The 19,598-nt window shown below is 69.9% G+C and carries 19 protein-coding genes; 8 read left to right on the top strand and 11 right to left on the bottom strand.

Annotated features, from left to right (window positions below; all coding sequences use genetic code 11):
* Window positions 1-12: 12 nt before the first annotated feature.
* A complete protein-coding gene (locus SD455_RS00785; RefSeq protein WP_445506969.1) occupies window positions 13-1,053 on the top strand; it encodes a LacI family DNA-binding transcriptional regulator in 1,041 nt (346 codons plus the stop codon).
* A 27-nt stretch (window positions 1,054-1,080) separates the two neighbouring features.
* Here the strand turns inward: SD455_RS00785 and SD455_RS00780 are convergent, their stop codons facing one another.
* Entirely contained in the window at window positions 1,081-2,367 is a 1,287-nt protein-coding gene (locus tag SD455_RS00780) for an MFS transporter (protein ID WP_445506968.1), read from the bottom strand.
* Between the two features lie 109 nt (window positions 2,368-2,476).
* On the opposite strand from SD455_RS00780, the gene SD455_RS00775 reads away from it, so the two are divergent.
* The 3 genes from SD455_RS00775 (at window position 2,477) to SD455_RS00765 (ending at window position 7,859) form a co-directional block, all read left to right on the top strand.
* Window positions 2,477-5,581 carry a DEAD/DEAH box helicase gene (locus tag SD455_RS00775; RefSeq protein ID WP_445506967.1) on the top strand — a complete coding sequence of 1,035 codons (3,105 nt, stop codon included), beginning with the start codon at window positions 2,477-2,479 and terminating at the stop codon, window positions 5,579-5,581.
* Window positions 5,582-5,597: 16 nt separating this feature from the next.
* Complete coding sequence (locus SD455_RS00770; RefSeq protein WP_445506966.1) at window positions 5,598-6,989, top strand: hypothetical protein; 1,392 nt, start codon at window positions 5,598-5,600, stop codon at window positions 6,987-6,989.
* Window positions 6,990-7,124: 135 nt separating this feature from the next.
* A complete protein-coding gene (locus SD455_RS00765) occupies window positions 7,125-7,859 on the top strand; it encodes a polyprenol monophosphomannose synthase (RefSeq protein ID WP_311024316.1) in 735 nt (244 codons plus the stop codon).
* Between the two features lie 145 nt (window positions 7,860-8,004).
* Here SD455_RS00765 and SD455_RS00760 read toward each other — a convergent pair whose 3' ends face one another.
* The 8 genes from SD455_RS00760 to SD455_RS00725 form a co-directional block, all read right to left on the bottom strand.
* Complete coding sequence (locus SD455_RS00760) at window positions 8,005-8,349, bottom strand: RNA polymerase-binding protein RbpA (RefSeq protein ID WP_070161566.1); 345 nt, start codon at window positions 8,347-8,349, stop codon at window positions 8,005-8,007.
* 126 nt (window positions 8,350-8,475) lie between these two features.
* Window positions 8,476-9,930 carry an SPFH domain-containing protein gene (locus SD455_RS00755; RefSeq protein ID WP_083277683.1) on the bottom strand — a complete coding sequence of 485 codons (1,455 nt, stop codon included), beginning with the start codon at window positions 9,928-9,930 and terminating at the stop codon, window positions 8,476-8,478.
* 74 nt (window positions 9,931-10,004) lie between these two features.
* Window positions 10,005-10,490 (bottom strand): NfeD family protein, encoded by a 486-nt coding sequence (locus tag SD455_RS00750; RefSeq protein ID WP_070161568.1) that lies wholly within the window; start codon window positions 10,488-10,490, stop codon window positions 10,005-10,007.
* A gap of 161 nt (window positions 10,491-10,651) precedes the next feature.
* On the bottom strand, window positions 10,652-11,575 hold the full coding sequence (locus tag SD455_RS00745; RefSeq protein WP_445506965.1) for a methyltransferase domain-containing protein: 924 nt from the start codon (window positions 11,573-11,575) through the stop codon (window positions 10,652-10,654).
* Window positions 11,576-11,880: 305 nt separating this feature from the next.
* Window positions 11,881-12,249, bottom strand: coding sequence for an ArsR/SmtB family transcription factor (locus SD455_RS00740; protein WP_070161571.1), 369 nt, complete (start codon window positions 12,247-12,249; stop codon window positions 11,881-11,883).
* Window positions 12,246-12,749 carry an SRPBCC domain-containing protein gene (locus SD455_RS00735; RefSeq protein WP_445506964.1) on the bottom strand — a complete coding sequence of 168 codons (504 nt, stop codon included), beginning with the start codon at window positions 12,747-12,749 and terminating at the stop codon, window positions 12,246-12,248. The genes SD455_RS00740 and SD455_RS00735 overlap by 4 nt, the downstream gene beginning before the upstream one ends.
* A gap of 140 nt (window positions 12,750-12,889) precedes the next feature.
* Window positions 12,890-13,507 carry a hypothetical protein gene (locus tag SD455_RS00730; protein ID WP_445506963.1) on the bottom strand — a complete coding sequence of 206 codons (618 nt, stop codon included), beginning with the start codon at window positions 13,505-13,507 and terminating at the stop codon, window positions 12,890-12,892.
* Window positions 13,504-14,199 carry a SatD family protein gene (locus SD455_RS00725; RefSeq protein ID WP_070161577.1) on the bottom strand — a complete coding sequence of 232 codons (696 nt, stop codon included), beginning with the start codon at window positions 14,197-14,199 and terminating at the stop codon, window positions 13,504-13,506. The genes SD455_RS00730 and SD455_RS00725 overlap by 4 nt, the downstream gene beginning before the upstream one ends.
* Before the next feature lie 96 nt (window positions 14,200-14,295).
* On the opposite strand from SD455_RS00725, the gene SD455_RS00720 reads away from it, so the two are divergent.
* The 3 genes from SD455_RS00720 to SD455_RS00710 all read left to right on the top strand — a co-directional run bounded on the left by SD455_RS00720 (window position 14,296) and on the right by SD455_RS00710 (window position 16,102).
* Complete coding sequence (locus SD455_RS00720) at window positions 14,296-14,724, top strand: DUF3054 domain-containing protein (protein ID WP_445506962.1); 429 nt, start codon at window positions 14,296-14,298, stop codon at window positions 14,722-14,724.
* Window positions 14,725-14,937: 213 nt separating this feature from the next.
* Entirely contained in the window at window positions 14,938-15,843 is a 906-nt protein-coding gene (locus SD455_RS00715) for an SDR family oxidoreductase (RefSeq protein WP_139827535.1), read from the top strand.
* A gap of 1 nt (window position 15,844) precedes the next feature.
* On the top strand, window positions 15,845-16,102 hold the full coding sequence (locus SD455_RS00710) for a DUF7218 family protein (RefSeq protein ID WP_070161581.1): 258 nt from the start codon (window positions 15,845-15,847) through the stop codon (window positions 16,100-16,102).
* Window positions 16,103-16,206: 104 nt separating this feature from the next.
* On the opposite strand, the gene SD455_RS00705 is transcribed toward SD455_RS00710, so the two are convergent.
* Entirely contained in the window at window positions 16,207-16,611 is a 405-nt protein-coding gene (locus SD455_RS00705; protein ID WP_070161583.1) for a sensory rhodopsin transducer, read from the bottom strand.
* Window positions 16,608-17,864 (bottom strand): D-arabinono-1,4-lactone oxidase, encoded by a 1,257-nt coding sequence (locus SD455_RS00700; RefSeq protein WP_445506961.1) that lies wholly within the window; start codon window positions 17,862-17,864, stop codon window positions 16,608-16,610. Before SD455_RS00700 ends, SD455_RS00705 begins: the two co-directional genes overlap by 4 nt.
* Window positions 17,865-17,992: 128 nt before the next feature.
* Here SD455_RS00700 and SD455_RS00695 point away from each other — a divergent pair, with 128 nt between their 5' ends.
* Complete coding sequence (locus SD455_RS00695; RefSeq protein WP_070161587.1) at window positions 17,993-19,591, top strand: FGGY family carbohydrate kinase; 1,599 nt, start codon at window positions 17,993-17,995, stop codon at window positions 19,589-19,591.
* Window positions 19,592-19,598 lie beyond the last annotated feature (7 nt).

Here is a 19,598-nt window from a genome sequence, read left to right as displayed (position 1 = left end):
GGAATCGCCACCGTGGTCAGCATCGATGACGTCGCCCGCGCGGCGGGAGTGTCGTCCGCGACCGTCTCTCGCGCGCTCAGCGGACGAGGCCATGTCTCACCGGCCACGCGCCAGAAAGTCTTCCAGGTGGCCGGTGAGCTCGGTTACGTGGTGTCCTCGGCTGCCTCCAGCCTGGCCTCCGGGCGGACCCGCAACATCGGGGTCATGCTGCCGGATCTGCACCGCTGGTTCTTCTCCACGGTGCTCACCGGGATCTCCGAGGAGCTCAGCCGTCGCGGCTACGATCTCACGCTCTACAACGTCACCGACGACGCCCAGGTCCGACAGGAGATCTTCTCCTCGTTCCTCCGCCGGCGACGCGTGGACGGCCTCATCGTGGTGGCCATGGAGCTCGACGCCGACGAGATCGACCAGCTCACGGGTCTCGGCATTCCTGTGCTGACGCTGGGCGGATCGAACCCCCGCCTGCCCGGCCGGGCCATCGACGACCACGGCGTCGCCCACCTCGCCGTGGAGCACCTGCTGCGTCTGGGCCACCGGAGGATCGGCCGCATCGGAGCAGAGGCCAGCTTCAACCGCGACTTCCATGTGCCGGCTCGGCGCGAGAACGGATTCCGTGATGCACTGGCAGAGGCTGGACTCTCAGCGGATCCGCAGCTGTGCGTGACTGCGGACTTCACGGTGGAAGGCGGTCATCGAGCGGCGAAGTCCGTGCTGGGCCGCTCAGCATCTGCCCCCACCGCGGTGGTGGCCTTCTCCGACGAGATGGCCATCGGAGCACTGCTGGCGGCCCGCGACCTGGGCCTGGAGGTCCCCGGAGACGTCTCGGTGATCGGCATCGACGGCCATGACCTGGGCCCCCTCTTCGGACTCACCACGGTGGATCAGCATCCGCTGGGCCAGGGAGGCCGTGCGGCACGGGAGATCCTGGAGCTGATCGAGGGCACCGAGGCGCTGCCCACCGACGACGCCGACGCCGACCTCCCCTATGACCTGGTGGTGCGCTCCTCCACCTCCGCACCCCGGATCGAATCGGTCAGCGCCCCGCACTGAGCTCTCACCCGGAGTGCCCCCGGAGCATCACCGCTGATCCGCCGACAGCCCTGCCCGCCGCCGAGTGGTCCGGTTCGCATGCACTGACCACTGCGGCAGCCAACGCTGCAGGGCGCCGGCGGCGCAGGGGCCCATCGCGGCCGCCACCCAGATGCCCGCCGCCAACGAGCCCAGAACCGCTCCGGAGGCCACGATCAGCGGGCCCGCGGCGATGCCCAGGTCCTGCAGGAGCCGCCAGGCCCCCAGGAACTGGGGCCGCCCCTGCGACGGCGCGACGTCGGAGGCGACGGTCATCATGATCCCGGACCCCAGACCGTTGCCGAGACCGAGTGCCACGGCCACCCAGACCATCTGGATCGTGCTGTGCGTCAACGGGACCAGCGCCATGGCCACGCCGAGGGTGATCATGGCCGGGACCCCGATCCACAGACGGCCGAACCGGTCCATGATCTTCCCCGCCGGGTAGAACAGCAGCATGTCGATGCCGCCGGCGATCCCGAAGATGATCGAGATGGTCGCGGGATCCAGGCCGATGTGCTCGCCCCAGAGCGGAATCACCTGCTGCCGGGCCCCGCGGATCGCGCCCACCAGCAGCACAGGTGCCCCCAGGGTGAGCAGGAGCCTGCGGTGCTGACCGAGCACGGCGGCCAGCCGGGGACGGCGTCGGGAGTCTCCGGCGACCGGCGCATCCAGAGTCTCGGCTGACGGGTCCGGTCGAGCCAGTGCCACCGTGACGGTGGCCGCGGCCGCCGTCCCAGCCGCCAGCACGAAGACCAGCCGCAGGTCCCCGGCATGGAGGACGACCGCCCCCAGGAACGGCCCGACGAACTGCCCGATGCGATGCACCCCGCCCAGGGTGGACAGGACTCGGGCGCGATGCAGAGCCGGGGTGATCTCCGTGAGGTAGGAATGCCGCGCCAGGTGGAACACCGCATTCGCGGCACCCACCAGCAGCACCGCCAGCCCCAGCGTCACCAGCGTGGGGGCCGCGGCCGCGGCGAGCAGTCCCAGACCGGCCAGGCCGCCGGCCGCCAGCATCGCTCGACGGTCCCCGATGCGGGCGGCCAGGGCTCCGGCGGGGATGTCGGCGAGGATCTGCCCCACCGGGAGCATCGCCGCGATGACTCCCGCGACCGCGAGCGGAGCGCCCTGCTGAACCGCATGCGGTGCGATGACCGGCAGCATCGCCCCGATGCCGATGCTGAAGATGAAGGCCGGCACCAGTGCGCCGAGCACGACCGCCTGCAGCGGGAAGAGCGCGCCGAGACGGGCCGAACCTGCCGGATCGGGGGAGGGGCGGCCGTGGACTTGCACGTCGGACAGCCTACTCGCACGCCCTGGACGGCGCCGGGCGGGTGGCTCCTCTCGTGGCGCATGAGCCGACCATGCCCGCGGACCAGGGGCGATGCCATAGGCTGGGGCCATGAGTTCACCGGCCGAGCGGTACGCCGAGGCGCGACGCCGATCAGCGGAAGCCAGGACCGAGCTGGGCGCCTTCCGCCGGGCGCAGAGCTTCGAGCTCGACGAGTTCCAACTCGAAGCCTGTCGGCACCTGGAAGCAGGCAAGGCGGTCCTCGTGGCCGCGCCCACCGGGGCCGGCAAGACCGTCGTCGGCGAGTTCGCGGTCCATCTGGGCCTGGCCCAGGGCACCAAGACGTTCTACACCACGCCCATCAAGGCGCTGTCCAACCAGAAGTACCAGGACCTGGTGGCGGACCACGGGACCGAGCGGGTCGGCCTCCTGACCGGGGACACCTCCATCAACTCCGACGCGCAGATCGTGGTGATGACCACCGAGGTGCTGCGCAACATGCTCTACGCCGACTCGGAGGCCCTGCAGAACCTGGCCCATGTGGTGATGGACGAGGTCCACTACTTGGCGGACCGGTTCCGCGGTGCCGTGTGGGAGGAGGTCATCATCCACCTTCCCGAGCACGTGCAGGTGGTGGCCCTCAGCGCGACCGTCTCCAACGCCGAGGAGTTCGGGGCCTGGCTGGACACGGTACGGGGAGAGACCGCCGTGGTGGTCTCCGAGCACCGGCCCGTCCCGCTGTGGCAGCACATGCTGGTGGACCATGAGCTCCACGACCTGTTCATCACCGACGACGACCAGCACGACGCCGCCGCAGGCGGCCAGCTGCTGGTCAACCCCGAGCTGCAGCGCCTGGCACAGCGGCAGCAGGCTCCGCCCTCGCGTCGCTCCGGCGGGCACCGGTCGCGGGGCCGGGGACGACAGGACCAGCGCAGGCACCGTCCTTCGGAGCGGCGCTCCTCGCGGCACATGTCCGCCGAGGCCTCCGGGATCTCCGGCTCCTCCCGGGGCCGGGCCCGGCTCAACCGGCCCCGCATGATCCGGGCGCTGGACCGGGACGGTCTGCTGCCCTGCATCGCGTTCATCTTCTCGCGGGCTGGCTGCGAAGCCGCCGTCGAGCAGTGTCTGCAGGCGGGCATCCAGCTCACCACCCGGCAGGAGGCGGCCGAGATCGCCTCACGGGTGGAGCAGATGGGGTGGGAGCTGCCTGCCGAGGACCTCTCGGTGCTGGGATACGACAGCTTCCGGGAGGCCCTGGTCAACGGCGTCGCCGCCCACCACGCCGGCATGCTGCCGCCGTTCAAGGAGCTCGTGGAGGAGCTCTTCGCCGCCGGACTGCTCAAAGTGGTCTTCGCCACGGAGACCCTGGCCCTGGGCATCAACATGCCGGCACGCACCGTCGTGCTCGAGAAGCTCGACAAGTTCAACGGGGAGTCCCATGTGGACGTCACCCCGGGGGAGTACACCCAGCTGACCGGGCGAGCCGGACGGCGCGGCATCGATGTGGAGGGCCACGCCGTCGTCGTCTGGCAGCCGGGAATGGACCCACGCCAGGTGGCCGGCCTGGCCTCCCGCCGGACATACCCGCTCAACTCCAGCTTCCGTCCCAGCTACAACATGGCGGTCAACCTGACCGCCCAGTTCGGTCGGGAACGTGCCCGCACCATCCTGGAGTCCTCCTTCGCCCAGTTCCAGGCCGACCGGTCGGTGGTCGGCCTGGCTCGAGAGGTCGCCCAGCGTGAATCGTCGATGGCCGGCTACGAGAAGGCCATGTCCTGCCATCTGGGCGACTTCCGCGAGTACGCCGAGCTTCGTCGGCGGCTGACCGACCTGCAGAAGGGGCAGGCCAAGTCCCGCGGCAGGCAGCGACGTCGCGAGCTGATCCGCGTGCTCGCCGCCCTGCAGCCCGGTGACGTCATCGAGGTGGCCGGGCGGCGCAGGCTGGGGGAGTGCCTGGTGGTCCACAGCGCCCCGGAGCACGACCCCCGTCCCGGCGTCATCACCGGTGCCGGCCAGCTGCGGCGCATCACCGTGGAGGACTTCAGCCAGCCTCCCGAGGTCCTCGCGAGCATCCGCCTGCCCCGAAAGCCGCAGATCAAGGTGCCGAAGGTCCGTCGGGATCTGGCCTCGAGCATGCGCAGCGCGCTGCACGATCGGGTGCCGCCGCGGTCCGACGCTCCCGCGCCGGGCTTCGGGTTCGTCCACGAGCCCGATGAGGAGGCGGTCGAGTCGCTGCAGACACGGCTGCGCCGTCATCCCTGCCACAGCTGCGGCGACCGCGAGGAGCACGCGAGGTGGGCGGAGCGGTGGTGGAAGCTCCGCCGGGAGACGGACCAGATCCGGGAGCGGATCAGCCGCCGCACCGGCTCCATCGCCAAGACCTTCGACAGGATCTGCGGGGTGCTCGTGGAGCTCGGCCACCTGGAGACGGCCGCCCTGCCCGAGTCGACCGCCGAGCCCGGCCCCGAACTGTCCAGCGCCGATCCGTCCAGTCACGACGAGTCGGATGCCCCGGGTGCGGTGGAGTTCACGGTGACCCCGCGCGGCCACCGGCTGCGGCGCATCTACGGCGAACGGGACCTGTTCACCGAGATGCTGCAGCATCAGGGCGTCCTGATGCGCCTGAGCGCCGCGGAGCTCGCCGCCTTCTCCACTGTGCTGATCTACCAGGCGAAGCGTGAGGATGAGGGCGCGATGCCGCAGATGCCCACGAAGGGACTGACCTCCGCCGTGCGAGCGGCCGTCGACGTCCACGCCGATCTCGAAGCTCTGGAGAAGCAGCACCACCTGGAGCCCACCTCCGCGCCCGAGCTGGGTCTGGTGCCGCCCATGTACGCCTGGGCCTCCGGCAGGAACCTGCGTCAGGCTCTGGAGGACTCCCCTCTGGCGGCCGGAGACTTCGTCCGGTGGGCGAAACAGTGCATCGACACGCTCGATCAGCTCGGTCGCGCGCCGCACACCTCCGCCAAGCTGGCCGCACGCTGCCAGGAGGCGGTGGACCTGATCGCCAGGGGAGTGGTGTCCTACTCTGCGGTGGCGACGCTCCCCGGCATCGACGAGACCGACGACAGTGACGACCTGGACGACAGTGACGACCTGGACGACAGTGACGACCTGGACGACAGTGACGACCTGGACGATCTGGACAGCACCGAGGATGACGTGACGGAGCACGATCTCCTCCGACAGGATCCCGCAGACGACGACGCGCAGTGAGGATGAGAGCACAGCGATGAGCAGCACACCAGCCGGGCGGCAGACCGACGACGCCCGATCCCGCGAACATCACGACGACCAGGCCCCCCGGGCCGCAGGAGTGCCTCGGCTGCTGGTCGACGGCACGATCCACAGCACGGCTGAACCCTACGCGGAGGCGATGCTCGTGCAGGACGGCCTGATCTCCTGGATCGGAGCGCCGGAGTCGGCCGAGCACGTCATCCGCGGGGACCACGAGCGCCAGGAGCTCGACCGGGGTCTGGTCGCCCCCGCCTTCGTCGGGCGCGTCGACTCCGACCTGCGAGCCCTGAACGCCTCAGCGGTGGCGACGCTCCTGGACGAGGCCGCCGCCCATGGTCAGGGCGCCCTGCGCCTGGTCCTCGACGTCACGACCGCGTCCCTGGAGGGTGATCCCGGCACTCGGACTCGCCTGGTGGAGGTCCTCAAGGCCGCGTACTGGCATCCCGTGGTGGCGTTTCCGGTGGTGCGGCTGACGGGGCTGGCCGCCGACGTCCCCACCTCCGACGGCGGAGCCGGTCAGGAAGGGCTCCCGGGTCCTGCACAGAGGATCCAGCGACTGATCGCGCTCGTGGAGCACTGTGACGACGCCGCAGGGGCACCCGTGGGAGTCGAACTGAGCCTGGGCGAGATCTCCGGGGGCGTCCTCCCGGCCGGATCTGCGGTGAGCCCGGAGACCCACGAGCACACCGTCGACCATCTGGTGGAGGTCTCTGCCCCCCTGGCTGAAGCATCTCGTCAGCTGCTGCTCGACGTCGCGGGCCATGCCCCGGACGCCGTGGCCGCCGTCGTCGTCGACACCCGCCGACGCCTCCAGGAGCGCAGGACCACGCCGCGCCCTGACCGACCGACCGTGCTGGTCGACTTCGACTCCGCCCGGCGCGCCGATTGGGAGGCGCTGGTGGGCACGGCCCACCATGTGCTGATGCGAGCCCCCGGCCATCTCGGCCTGGCCCTGAGCGCCGGAATCCCGACATCGGTGGCACCGGGTGCCGACGTCGATCCATGGGCCATGGTGGCGACTCATGTGCACCGCAGCGAGGCGGCGGTGTCGGTGCGGGCCGCCTTCAATGCGCAGACCCGCGCGGCCCATCGGTCGCTGCCCGCACCTGACGGCCTCGGGCCCGGGACAGCCGGGCTGGCGGCCCAGCTGGCGCCGGGCGCCGTGGCCACCTACACCGTCTGGGAGGTCGAGTCGTTGGCCGTGCAGACGCCCGACGCACGGACCGCGGCCTGGAGCACCGATGCGCGTGCCCGCACGCCCCTGCTGCCGTTCCTCGGCACGGCCGCGGAGCCTGCTGCGCTGCCCCGGCTCCGGGCGACCGTGGTCTCCGGTGTCGAAGTTCACGGTACGGCGGACGCCCGACACTCCGGGGCCCAGGATTCCTGATCCCGCCCTGAGGGGTGCACAATACATCGAGTGCCGTCGAACCCCGGCGAGCACCACGCCCGTCCCAGCGGACATCCAGGGCTGCCAGGGACGCGGCATGAGACCGCACGAGACAGAAGGGGCACGAGGCCACCCGTGAAGATCCTGACGATCATCCCGACCTACAACGAGATCGAGGCTCTGCCGATCACGGTGCAGCGGCTGCGGGCCGCGGTGCCTGAGTCTGACGTGCTCGTCGTCGATGACAACAGCCCGGACGGCACCGGACAGCTGGCCGAGCGGATGGGACACCAGGATCCCCAGATCCATGTGCTGCACCGGCGCGCGAAGAACGGGCTGGGCGGCGCCTACATCGCCGGGTTCCGCTGGGGGCTCGACCAGGGCTATGACGTGCTGATCGAGCTCGACGCCGACGGCTCCCACCAGCCGGAGCAGCTGCCGGACCTCATCGCGAAGATCGACGAGGCCGACCTCGTGATCGGCTCGCGCTGGGTGCCCGGGGGAGCCGTGGTCAACTGGCCGTTCCACCGCGAGCTCATCTCGCGCGCCGGGTCGCTGTACTCGCGCACCATGCTGGGTCTGGGCGTGCGAGACATCACGGCCGGCTACCGCGTCTTCCGTCGTTCCACGCTGGAGGACGTCGACCTCGGCAGCATCGAGTCGGTCGGATACGGGTTCCAGGTGGACATGACCTTCCGTGTGGCGCGGCAGCGCAAGACCATCGTGGAAGTCCCGATCACCTTCGTGGAACGCACGCTGGGTGCCTCGAAGATGAGCTCCGACATCGTGGTGGAAGCGATGCTCAACGTCACACGCTGGGGCCTGGCCGCGCGCGCCCAGACGCTGGCCGGTCGTCTGGGCCTGGGCTGAACCTCCCGCGTGAGGGCCGGGATCTGTGAGAGGACCCGGTCCGTGAGAGAACCCCGTCCCGACGTCAGAGGGCCCGTCACCTGGTGGTGACGGGCCCTCTGACGTCGCTGCTCAGTGAGTCGAGCCGCTCAGGCGGGTGAGCCGGTCAGGAGACCTTCTCGCCGCGGCGCTCGCGCAGCTTCCTGAGCCGCTCGGTGAGGATGTCCTCGAGCTCCTCCACGGAACGACGCTCCAGAAGCATGTCCCAGTGCGTACGGACGGGCTTCTCCGGGGTCTCGTCCGGCTTGGTGCCGTCAACGAGGACACCCTCCTTGCCGGTGGGCGAGGTCCAGGTGGCCGGGACCTCCGCGTCGGCGGCGAAGGTGACGGTGATCTTCTCGCCGTCCTCACACACGTACTCGACGTCCTGACGCGGAGCAGGCTCCACACCCGACTCGGTCTCCATCGACTGCGCACCCAGGCGCATTCCGCGCAGACTGCGGTCGCTCATCGGCATTCTCCTCCACTGACGGGGACACACGTTGTCCCACAGGCCAACAGCGGGTGCGGCGCGGTTATTCCGCGACGCACCCGCTCAGTCCCGCCGGCGTCCGTCGGCCCCGGGCCGAGGATCGGCTCAGCCCTGGCGCGGCGGCCGGCCTCCCGGCTGACCCTGACCCGGCTGACCCGGCTGATGCGGCGGCCACTGCTGCTGCCCCTGCTGAGGCCGTGGCGGCTGCTGCCCCTGGGGGTGGCCCGGCTCGGGCTGCGGCTGCTGTCCCGGCTGGGGCTGCTGGTACGGGTCGTAGGCGGGGGGCTCCGGGTTCTGCGGCAACGACCGCTGGCCGGAGTCATCGCCGATGCCGCGGCCAGAGCCGATGGACGGATCCGCCTCCGGGGGAGCCGTCTCTGCCACCCGCTTGAGCGCATCCGCGCTGGACTCCTCCGTCGCACTCGAGGCGCGGCGTCCTGAGCCGGCGCTCTGTGCCTTCCGTGCTTCCTCCTCGATCTCCTGGGTGCCCTCATAGTGGGGGTGCTCGTCGGTGACGGAGGTGGACCGGGCCGAGGAGGCCATGTCCGCGATGGCGTCGGAGATCGCCGGCTTGCCCTTGCGCTCACGAGCCTCGCGCTCCCGGCGCTCGCGCCGCTCGCGCAGTCGCTCCTCGCGGGCAGCACGCTCAGCTTCGCGCTCCTCAGGAGAACGCCCGTCGGAGGACTGGGCCTGGCCGCTGAACGTTCCGGAGAACGCCTTGAGGGCGTCTCCGAACTCGCCGGGGATCACCCACATGGTGTTGGAGTCTCCCTTGGCCAGTTCCGGAAGGGTCTGCAGGTACTGGTAGGAGAGAAGCTCGGGGCCCGGCTCGGAGTCGTGGACCGCGTTGAAGACGGTCTCGATGGCCTGGGCCTCCGCGTTGGCGGCCAGGATGCGGGCCTGCGCCTCACCCTCGGCCTGAAGGATGGCCGCCTGACGCTCACCTTCGGCCGTCAGCACGGCCGACTGCTTGGTGCCCTCGGCCGTGAGGATCGCGGCACGCCGGTCACGCTCGGCACGCATCTGCTTCTCCATGGAGTCCTGGATGGACAGGGGCGGCTCGATGGCCTTGAGCTCCACTCGGGCCACGCGGATGCCCCAGCGGCCTGTGACCTTGTCCAGCTCACCGCGGAGCTGACCGTTGATCGTGTCACGGGAGGTCAGCGCGGCTTCGAGGTGCATGCCCCCGACCACGTTGCGCAGCGTCGTGGTGGTGAGCTCCTGGACGGCGTGGATGTAGTTCTGGATCTCGTAGGTGGCGGCCTTCGGATCGGTGATCTGGAAGTAGACCACGGTGTCGATGGAGACCACCAGGTTGTCCTCGGTGATCACCGGCTGCGGTGGGAACGAGACGACCTGCTCACGCATGTCCAGCAGGGGGACGAGTCTGTCGATGAATGGCACCAGCAGGGTCAGTCCGGGCCCCTGCGTGCGCTGGTATTTGCCGAGGCGCTCCACGATCCCGGCACGGGCCTGCGGAATGATCCGCACGCTGCGCACCAGGATGATGACGACCAGCGCCATGAGCGCCAGAAGGACGAAGAGAAGTGCTACATCCATGGGGTTTCCGTTCCTCGTGTGGTTCTCGGTGGGGTGGTCTGGTCCTGCCGAACCGGTCGCCTCTGCGCCGTCGGTCAGGCTTCTCGGGGTTCGGGGTCCTCCCAGGCGATGCCTGCGGCGGGCCGCAGGTAGACGATGGCACCGTCCACGGACTCCACGACGGCGGCCATGCCGGGCTCGATGCGGAAGTCGCCGGCCGCCCGCGCGGTCCAGGTGTCGCCGTCGACCTCCGCCAGGCCGGCGTCCCGGGTGACGGTCTCCAGCGGCTGGGCCTCCATGCCTGTCATCCGGTCCACATTGGTGAGCTGCTCCTGGGAGCCCTTCTTCAGATGCTTAAGCGCGACAGGGCGCACTGCGCCGAGCATCAGCAGCGCCGTCGCCGACCCGATGACCACCTGCATCCACCCAGGGCCTCCGGCCAGAGCGACAGTGGTCGCGGCGGCCGCCCCCGCGGCCAGCATCAGAAACAGCAGGTCGAGCATCAGCAGCTCGAGCACGAGGAGGACGAAGGTCAGGGAGAGCCAGGCCGCCCACAGATTCTCGCCGAACCATTCGATCATGCGATCGCCTCCTCCTGACCCCGATTCGTCGCCGACTCATCCAGTGCGTGCATCCAGTACGTAGAGAAAACCCACAGGTGAGCCGCTTGTGCTCCTCATTCTGCCTGACGACAGTGCTCCCGTCATCCCCATCACAGCCGAACTGTGCACAACCCGCCGGCTCATGCGATCCACACGGTCACATCCAGGTCCACCGTCACCTCGTGCACACCGGCCTCGGCCACCGCGGCGGCCACGTCGGGGGCCTCACGATGATGGCCGGCCGGGCCCATCATCACCAGATCCACCGCCGTGGACTCGGCCACCGGCACGTGCGCGCGGACCCTGCGGCGCTCCACGGCATCTCCGAGGCGCCGCCCCATGTGGGCCGTGAGGTCCGCATGTTTGTCGGGACGCATGGCCAGCAGTCCGCCGTCAGCGAGCTCTGCCAGATGCCCCGGCCGCGGAGTGACGACGACGGCAGCCCCACCGGGGGCCAGCACGCGGGCATACTCGTCCACGTTCCGCGGAGCGAAGATGTCCAGCAGCAGATCCACCGAAGAGCTCTGCAGAGGCAGGTCGCGCCACAGGTCCCAGGCCAGCGCGAGCGTGCGGGGATGCCGCGCCGCACGCTTCAGCCCGGCGGGGGAGAGGTCCAGAGCGATGCCGCGGGCGGAAGGGTGCCCCTCCAGCAGGCTCCGCAGGTGATGTCCGGTCCCGGCCCCGCAGTCCAGCAGCACGGGCCTCGACGATTGAGGCATCCTGATGTCGGCGATCTCTCGGAGAGCCGAGGTCAGCGCCGAGAACACCCCGGCATCCTGGATGCGTTCGCGAGCCATGATCATCGCCGCCGTGTCGGGTGTGGCCCGAGATCCTGCGCCGACCAGCAGATTGACATAACCCTGACGTGCCGCATCAAAGCGATGCCCTGCGGCGCAGGTGAGCCCCCTGATGCGCGACCTGGCATGCAACTCGTCCGCCTCTCTCAGCTCTGTCAGCACCGTCAGTGGGGTCGGCGCAGTTGACAGGTGCAACGGGCAGCGCAGCGGCCAGCGGTCTTCACGCATCGGGTCGATCTGGTCGAAACTCTGGGGCGAGCAGGTCATGCCACCGAGCGTATCCGGTGGCATGACCTGCGGCACCGCGCCTGAGACCCACGGCCAGGTCACGGGAGATCAACTGCGGGAGATCGACTGTGGGCGTGACGGCGCCCGAATCGAGCAGAACCACATCACGCCAAATCGCCGATAATCTACATTATGTCAATCTACCGATGAGGGCGGCATCCTCAGGAGGCCGTACCATGCCCGGAGGCCCCTGCCCCGTCCGGCGCCCGCCGCCTTCCCCGCGATCACCGGAGCGGGCCGGTGATCACTCCAGGTGAGCACTTCAGGCGAGCACTCCAGGATGCTCAGTTCGCCCGCGATCGGTGGATCTCCTCGGCGAGCAGGCGGATCCGGTCGAGTCGTGCATCCCAGCGCCGCCCGACATCCTGCAGCTGCGCCGTCGCGCGGGACAGCTGCTCCGGATCCACAGTGAAGCGTCGTTCTCGCCCCTCCTGGCGAGCCTCCACGAGCCCGGCCCTCTCCAGGACGGCCAGATGTTTGGCCACCGCCTGTCGGCTCACCGGCATCTGCTCGCTGAGCCTCGTGGCGCTGCTCGGACCCGCGGCGATCATCACATCCATCAGAGCCCGGCGGGTCGGATCCCCCACGGCATCCCACAGCGTGTCGTCGATCCTGGACGATTCGCCGCCGCTGCGTTCAGAGGTGGCCGTCATGCCGCCGACACCAGCGTCTCCGCATAGCTGGTCAGGCGCGGCAGGTAGGTGGTCCATCCGTGCACGTGGTCTTCGTACTCAGCCTGCACGGACGCCTCGCTCCAGCCACGCTCCCGGAATCCGGCCTCGGTCATGGTGACCACACTCGACTGCTCAGCCTCGCCGGGCCGGATGTCGAAGGTCACCAGCAGCGAGCTCCCAGGTTCGGCGGATGCGTCAGCGTCATAGACCCAGCGGAACGCGAAGCGCTGCGGCGGATCCGCCTCCACGACGGTCATCGGCACTGTCTCTGCATGACCGCATGCGCTGGTCTCACCGAAGGTGAGTGTGCCGGTCTCCCCCGCCTGGGGCGTGAAGTCCGCCCCATCCGGCCACCACTTCACGAGGTGGCCGGGGGTACTGAGGACCTCATAGACGATCTCCGGCGGCGCGGCGATCTCCATGGTTCGGGTGATGGTGCCCAGCTCGAGCTCTGTGATGCCCTGCCTACGGTCTTCCATGGCCTGCTCCCTGTGACGAGTGACGACATCCGGACCCCGGATGTGCAACCTAAAGTTGCATAGCGCTCACCATACCTCCGGGTCGCCAGATATGCAACATGTGGTTGCACAATGAGGATGTGATGCGCACGCGGCTCCCATCACCCCGTCAGGCCGAGTACGGCCACGCCGGCACAGGCCGCCGCCCACAGCACAGAGCAGAACGTACCGATGATGAATCTCTCCGCCGCCCCATTGGGCCGCTTCAGCTCGGAGTAGCGCGCGAGTCCCTTGACCGCGAGCACCACAGCCAGCCCCTCCGGCCAGGATGCAAGCAGAGTGGAGACCACCGCGAGGCGCTCGAGCAAGCCGATCCATGCACCTCCTCGCAGGACAGGACGGTCATCCTCGGCAAGGTCCTGAAGCGGCCTGCTGCGCGGCGCGACGGCACCCCAGGAGGCGTCACCTGAGGATTCCGCCCCTACGTCCGGGCGGCGGCGTGCATCGTGACGGGTCGCCGTGTCCAGCACTGCGGTGGAGATGCCGGAGCCACCGAGGCAGGCCGCCGTCGCTGCGGCGATGACCAGTCCGGCACGCCACCACGGGTCCCCGAGGTCCGAGACCTGCAGGGCGCACAGGGCGGCGGCTCCGAGCAGGGCCAGCTGAGCCGCCGCGGCGAGGTTCATCAGACCCACAGGTGGGCGCGCGACCCGCGGGAGGAGTGAGCCGGCGGCGGGGGCCGCCGACAGGAGCAGCAGGATCACGACGACGAGGATCATGCCTCCCCTTCCGGCCGCCCATCACCGACGCGATCCTCCGGGATGTCAGCGGCATCGGTGGCATCGGTGGCATCGGTGGCATCGGTGGCATCGACTCCATCGGTGGCATCCATGTCCTTCATGATGCCAGCAGCCACCGACAGGACCCGGCGAGTCTCTGTCCAGAGCCCTCTCTGCAGGCGCCTGGAGACCGCCTGCTGACTTGTGCCCAGCTCCTCCGCGGCGGCCGACTGCGAGAGCCCCTCGTCCACGAGCTTCCCAGCCTCCTGGCTCGAGTCCGTGCGCCGACGCTCAAGTTCGCAGAGCAGCTGCACCAGCGCCTCGGCCTGCTCCGCCGCCTCGGCGTCGGAGGCTGTGAGCGCCACTCCCCCGGATGCCCGCTTGGCCCGGGTGACGGCGTCGCGAGCCGCTTCGAACGCGGGGCCGCTCCCTGCGCGCGTCTCCTCAGGCAACGGGGTGCGCACCGCCCCGATGCCGATGCCGGTGCTCCACTGCTCGGTGCGCGCCACGGCGAGGGCGATCTCCAACACCGTCTGCGCGTCGTCCAGCACTCCCTGCACCTCGTCCCCGGCGGTGCGCTGGAATCGGCGCACCAGATGCGGTCCGGCCATCGCATCCAGCTCCGCGACGACTCGGTTCACCAGATCGGGCTGCCGCCGCGAGTCCTTCTGGTCGAGCGTCATGATGATCATGTGCACAACCTTAGCAGATTGTATCTACAGGAACACCCTTGAGGGGTTGTAAATTGCGGTACAACCTCCAGGAAGGACGGTCTAAGCTGGGCTGCGATGAAGACCGCCGACGACTCTGACATCACCCCCGGCCCCGTCCGAACCGCACCAGCGCCCGCTCCGCGGCACGCCGCGTGGCTCCTCGCAGCGGACGCGCTCTTGATCACGCTGTTCGCGGCGCTGGGGAACCGCAAACATGTGAGCGGCCTGGGCCTGCTCGACATCCTCTCCACCGCCTTCCCGTTCCTCCTCGCCTGGGCGCTCGCCTCGACCCTGGTCCGGACGTGGCGTCGGCCGTCTCGGATCTGGCCCGACGGCGTCGTGGTGCTCGGAGTGACGGTGGCCCTGGGCATGCTGCTGCGCGTCCTGCTGGGGCTGGGCGGTGCACCGGTGTCCTTCGTCCTGGTCACCACCGTGACCCTGGCCGTCTTTCTCCTGGGACGTCGCGCACTGACCAGCCTGATCCGGCGCCCCGGCCGGGCCTGAGCTCCTCGACATCTTGGTCACGGACCCTGTCCGTGCCCCGCACCTGTCCCGCTGGAGTCTCGGTGGCCCGCTCCCCAGTACTTTCTGCTGATTTCCTGGGAGTTCCCTCACAATACGTCCCCACCCCGTTGACTGCGGAGGCCGACGGCGTAGGTTGGTGAGTGCAGGATCCCGCTGACGCGCGCCAGAGAGCTGACAGAAGGGAGACTTCCGGTGACATCGCATCACCCCCATCACGACACCCAGCAGGACCCACGCACCAAGCACCGTGGGGACGAGCTCCCCGCCCAGCAGCAGGAGGACCAGCCGGGACTGACCGGCCCGACGGCGCCCACGCCGGACCACGGCGAGGAGAGCTGGGTCGGCCACGGTCGGCTCACCGGGAAGAAGGCCCTGATCACCGGAGGAGACTCCGGCATCGGCCGGGCGGTGGCGATCGCCTACGCCCGGGAGGGCGCCGACGTCGCCTTCGTCCACCTTCCCGAGGAGGCCGAGGACGCCGCACAGACCCGCCGACTCATCGAGAGCGCGGGTCGGAATGCCTTCTCCTACCCTGCCGACATCACTGATGAGCAGAACGCGGTCGACGTCGTCGTACGTGCCGTGGAGGACCTGGGCGGGCTCGACGTCCTCATCCTCAACGCGGCCTACCAGCGGCAACGTGACGGCATCGACACCGTGCCTACTGAGGAGGTGCGCCGCGTCTTCGACACGAACCTGCTCGCCCATGTGGTGATGACCCGCGAAGCTGTGCCGCATCTGAAGCCAGGGGCCTCGATCATCACGACCACCTCGATCCAGGCGGTCGGCCCGAAGCCCCCGCTCTTCGACTATGCGATGACGAAGGCGGCACAGGTCGCCTTCACGGAAGCCCTGGCGCTGGAGCTCGGCGAGAAGGGCATCCGCGTCAACGCGGTGGCGCCGGGGCCCATCTGGACTCCGCTCATCCCGGCGACCGGGTTCCCCGACGACGCCGTCGAACAGTTCGGACAGGACACTCCCCTGGGTCGGCCCGGACAGCCGGCCGAGCTGGCCGGCGCCTATGTGTACCTGGCCAGTGAGGAAGCATCCTATGTGTCCGGCTCCGTGATCCCGGTGACCGGTGGAAAGGGGTTCTGAGATGGCCCGCGACAGCATCAAGGACGAAGAGCTCTACGAGCGGCTGCGCGATGAGGGCGAGTCCAAGGAGAAGGCTGCACGCATCGCCAACCAGGCGGCGGACGAGGGCCGCAGCGAAGTCGGTGAGAAGGGCGGGAAGTCATCGAACTATGAGGACCGCACCGTCGATCAGCTGCGGGACCGCGCCCAGGAGCTCGGCATCACCGGCTACTCCGACATGACCAAGGACGAACTGATCTCGGCCCTGCGCGACCACTGATCTGCGACCGCTCACCCTCCCGGCGGGACGACTCGCCTCGGCCGCGGCGCAGGCGAGCTCGGCGGGCACGTGCCCGCACCGGAGCCCGTCGAAGCGGCCAGACCTCAGTCGCCAGGGACTCCGGTGGTCACCGCCGTGCTCAGACCGCCCCTGCGGCTGTCGAGATGCGCCAGCTGGGCGACCACCGGAACGTCGCTCACCAGGCAGAGGCCATAAGGCTCCCCCAGCGGGACGGCCTCGGGGTCGATGAGGTCATTGATCCGCACATGGGTGACCCGGCCGGCGCCCACCCTGATCCGGTAGGGCCCCACCGGCTCGCGTGCGGCGTGGTGGACCGTGACCTCCACACAGGCGTCAGCCGCCTCGGCGTTGAGCAGACACAGCACGTCTCGGCTGGTGAACTCCGGTTCGTGCCCGGTGCTCTCCGGCGGGATCCACCCGGCGGAGAACGCCCACCGACGGTGGCCGGGTCCTGCGGCGGCATCTCCTCCAGGGGGTGAGTGCCTCATCCTGTCTCCTGTCGTCGAGGACGTCCTCCGTGGGTCTCCACGCCGAAGATCTCTCCCAGATGGTCGTTGAGGAAGACGCGTTCCGGGTCCATCCGGTCTCGCACCTCCAGGAAGTCCTCCCATTCTGGATAGAGCTCTCGCAGCTCCGGGGCTCGGAGCGAATGCTTCTTCCCCCAGTGGGGCCGTCCTCCGAAGGCTCGCAGGAGCGGCTCCATGTCCGCGAAATACGCCTGGTGATCCAACGTGGCGTTCTGCAGCAGAGCGATGGTCATCGTGGGGCGTCGCTGCGCGTTGCTGATCATCGCCCGGTCCGGTGCGACCGTCCGGACCAGGATCCGCCAGCCCACGCGTGCCCGATGACGGGCCTTCACGCGCTCCCGAACGCGCCGGAACGCCTCCAACGACGCGTCTAGCGGGAGCATGTACTCCATCTCCTCGAACCGCAGATCGCGGGCATTCGGGATGATCCCGTAGGACGGCCCCGTCTCCTCGGTCTTCACAGTCCCGGGCGGGACAGCCCCCGGCTGGTCGGGGTCCGGCTCATGGCCCGGGATGTTCAGCATGCGCACCTGGGCCAGATCGCTGCGCGGATACCAGTAGAAGTCGACGCTGCGGTGCGCCGCGATGAGCGCGTCGAAGTTCTCCAGCACCCAGTCCACGTGCGTCATCACATTGACCCGGTGCAACTGATAGGCAGGTTCGACGCGCAGGGTCAGGCGGGTGAGGACCCCCAAGGCGCCGAGGGAGACCTGAGCGGCTCGCAGCAGGGGGTCGTCGGTGTCGCCGCCGGCATCCTCGCCGAAGGCGACGGCCTCTCCCCGACCGTCGATGAGCTCTCCGCCCACCACCGTCGAGGACAGGTTGCCCAGCCGCACGCCGGAACCGTGCGTCCCCGTCCCGACGGCACCCGCGATGGCCTGGTAGTCCACATCCCCGAGGTTCTCCAACGCGACTCCGTGTACGGCCAGCTGCGCCCCGAGCTCGGCAAGCCCCGTGCCCGGCAGCACCGTGGCCCGGCCCGAGTCGACGTCGGCGCCGCAGACCCCGGAGAAGTCGTCCAGGCTGACGAGCACGTCCTCGGTGCTCATCAGCGGCATGGAGGAATGTCCGGATCCCACAGGACGCACAGTGCCCCCGTGGGCCGCCGTCTCGGCGACGGTCTCCGCCAACTCGTCCACGCCGACGGGGCGCAGCCACCGGGCGGGGCTGCATGACACGCTGCCGGACCAATTGGTGAATCTGGGCTCAGTCATGGATCTCCTGACGGCTGGGCAGACGGCACGGGGCACCGCCGCCACCGTAGCCACCAGCGGTCGCCCAGGTCAGCCTCCCGCGGCCCGGTGATTCCAGTGCGCACCTCCCACCCGATACGCTGATGCGGATGCACAGCCTCCAGGACGCCCTCATCGTCGGAGTGGACTTCGGCACCTCCGGAGTGAAACTCGTGGTGGTCGATCAGCAGGGTCGGCATCGGTCCTCCCACCGCGAGGACTACCCGACTGCGCACCCTCCGTCCGCGTCTGGGGACGTGATGACGGAGCAGGATCCCGAGCACTGGTGGGACGCCTTCCGCGCGGTGATCGCCGCCGCCGTGACGCGCCCCGGCCTGGCCGAGCGCGTCGTCGCCATCGGCCTCACCGGCCAGATGCAGGACGTGGTCCTCCTCGATGCGGCAGGCCTGCCCGTGGCCCCGGCGATCCTCTACTCGGACGTCCGCGCCCACGAGGAGTTCGACGAGCTGGCGGGAGACCTTCCCGACTGGGCGGCACGCAGCGGCAGCCTCCAGGACGCCAGCGGACTGATGCCGAAGCTGCTCTGGCTGGACCGTCACCGACCCCATGTCCTCGAGGACGCCGCCGACGTCGTCTTCGGGCCGGCCGCAGCCATCGCCCGCCGCCTCGGCGCGCCGGCGCTGACCGACCCCACCACCGCTTCCACCACAGGGCTGCTCGAGCTGAAGTCCCGCCGCTGGTGGACCGGCGGACTCCGGGCGCTGCAGAGCCGCAGCCGGTCAGCGCGCCTGGCCGCAGGCCTGCCGGACCTCCTCCCCTCTCTCGTCGGGCCAGGCAGCGTGGCCTGCCGCCTCCGTTCCGAGGACGCGGCCGAGCTCGGACTGGCCGCGGACACACCGGTGGTGCTGGGGCTGGGCGACGCCGGCGCCTCGACCGACGGGGTGAGCGGGGACTCCCCCGGCCGGGGTTACGCCTCCCTGGGCGGCTCCGGGTGGATCGCCGCCGTCACCGGTGATCACGACGTGGGACGCCCGGCGGACACGGCTTCGCCCATACATCGCCTGGCCCTCTCCGGTGACGCGGACCTGAGGATCGTGGCGGTGCAGTCTGCCGGGACCGTGGCCGAATGGGCGCGCCGAGAGCTCCTGGCGGGAGCCACCCCGCAGGAGGCCGACGAGGCTGCGGCCACCCGACTCGGCGTCTTGGCGCCGCGCCCCCTCTGCCTGCCGTCTCTGACCGGGGAACGCTACCCGGTCAGAGACGCGGCGGCCCGCGGAGCGTTCGTGGGGATCACTCCGGAGACGACCGCGGTCGACCTCTATCTGGCGGTCCTCGGTGGCGTCGCCTATTCCCTGGCCTGCGGCGTCGACGAGCTGAACCTGCGCCAACCCACGTTGCCGACGGTGGGCGGAGGAGCCTCCAGCAGAGTGTGGCGACAGCTCCTGGCGGACGCCACCGGAATGGACGTCCTGCACGTCCGCGGGGGCGAGGACGCCGCGGCACGCCACGCGGCCCGCGCAGCGGCCGAGACCGTGCTCCATCGGCACCAGATCCGACCGCTGGCGGACCAGTCGCGCCCCGCTCAGGACGCTGGGGAGGACTCACCCACGGCAGGAGCCGCTGCGGCGACATCGTCGGAGGTGCCGACGCGCCCCTCTCCCCTGGTGGCTGAGCATCAGCATCGGCGGCGGATGCACCGAGAGCTCCACGGTGCGCTGGAGAGCACGTTCTCCGCCTGGAGACGCTGAATCCGCC

It is taken from the genome of Nesterenkonia sp. K-15-9-6 (assembly GCF_052656005.1).
The sequence above is the reverse complement of the archived record's forward strand: the minus strand, read 5'-3'. Positions and strand labels throughout refer to the sequence as shown.

Bases quoted from the DNA above. Each gene is read 5' to 3' on its own strand.
- SD455_RS00720 (WP_445506962.1), top strand. From the start codon at position 14,296: ATGAAGACCGCCGACGACTCTGACATCACCCCCGGCCCCGTCCGAACC.
- SD455_RS00705 (WP_070161583.1), bottom strand. From the start codon at position 16,611: ATGAGGCACTCACCCCCTGGAGGAGATGCCGCCGCAGGACCCGGCCAC.
- SD455_RS00695 (WP_070161587.1), top strand. From the start codon at position 17,993: ATGCACAGCCTCCAGGACGCCCTCATCGTCGGAGTGGACTTCGGCACC.
- SD455_RS00775 (WP_445506967.1), top strand. From the start codon at position 2,477: ATGAGTTCACCGGCCGAGCGGTACGCCGAGGCGCGACGCCGATCAGCG.
- SD455_RS00745 (WP_445506965.1), bottom strand. From the start codon at position 11,575: ATGACCTGCTCGCCCCAGAGTTTCGACCAGATCGACCCGATGCGTGAA.
- SD455_RS00735 (WP_445506964.1), bottom strand. From the start codon at position 12,749: ATGGAAGACCGTAGGCAGGGCATCACAGAGCTCGAGCTGGGCACCATC.
- SD455_RS00700 (WP_445506961.1), bottom strand. From the start codon at position 17,864: ATGACTGAGCCCAGATTCACCAATTGGTCCGGCAGCGTGTCATGCAGC.
- SD455_RS00730 (WP_445506963.1), bottom strand. From the start codon at position 13,507: ATGATCCTCGTCGTCGTGATCCTGCTGCTCCTGTCGGCGGCCCCCGCC.
- SD455_RS00755 (WP_083277683.1), bottom strand. From the start codon at position 9,930: ATGGATGTAGCACTTCTCTTCGTCCTTCTGGCGCTCATGGCGCTGGTC.
- SD455_RS00770 (WP_445506966.1), top strand. From the start codon at position 5,598: ATGAGCAGCACACCAGCCGGGCGGCAGACCGACGACGCCCGATCCCGC.
- SD455_RS00750 (WP_070161568.1), bottom strand. From the start codon at position 10,490: ATGATCGAATGGTTCGGCGAGAATCTGTGGGCGGCCTGGCTCTCCCTG.
- SD455_RS00740 (WP_070161571.1), bottom strand. From the start codon at position 12,249: ATGACGGCCACCTCTGAACGCAGCGGCGGCGAATCGTCCAGGATCGAC.
- SD455_RS00710 (WP_070161581.1), top strand. From the start codon at position 15,845: ATGGCCCGCGACAGCATCAAGGACGAAGAGCTCTACGAGCGGCTGCGC.
- SD455_RS00725 (WP_070161577.1), bottom strand. From the start codon at position 14,199: ATGATCATCATGACGCTCGACCAGAAGGACTCGCGGCGGCAGCCCGAT.
- SD455_RS00760 (WP_070161566.1), bottom strand. From the start codon at position 8,349: ATGAGCGACCGCAGTCTGCGCGGAATGCGCCTGGGTGCGCAGTCGATG.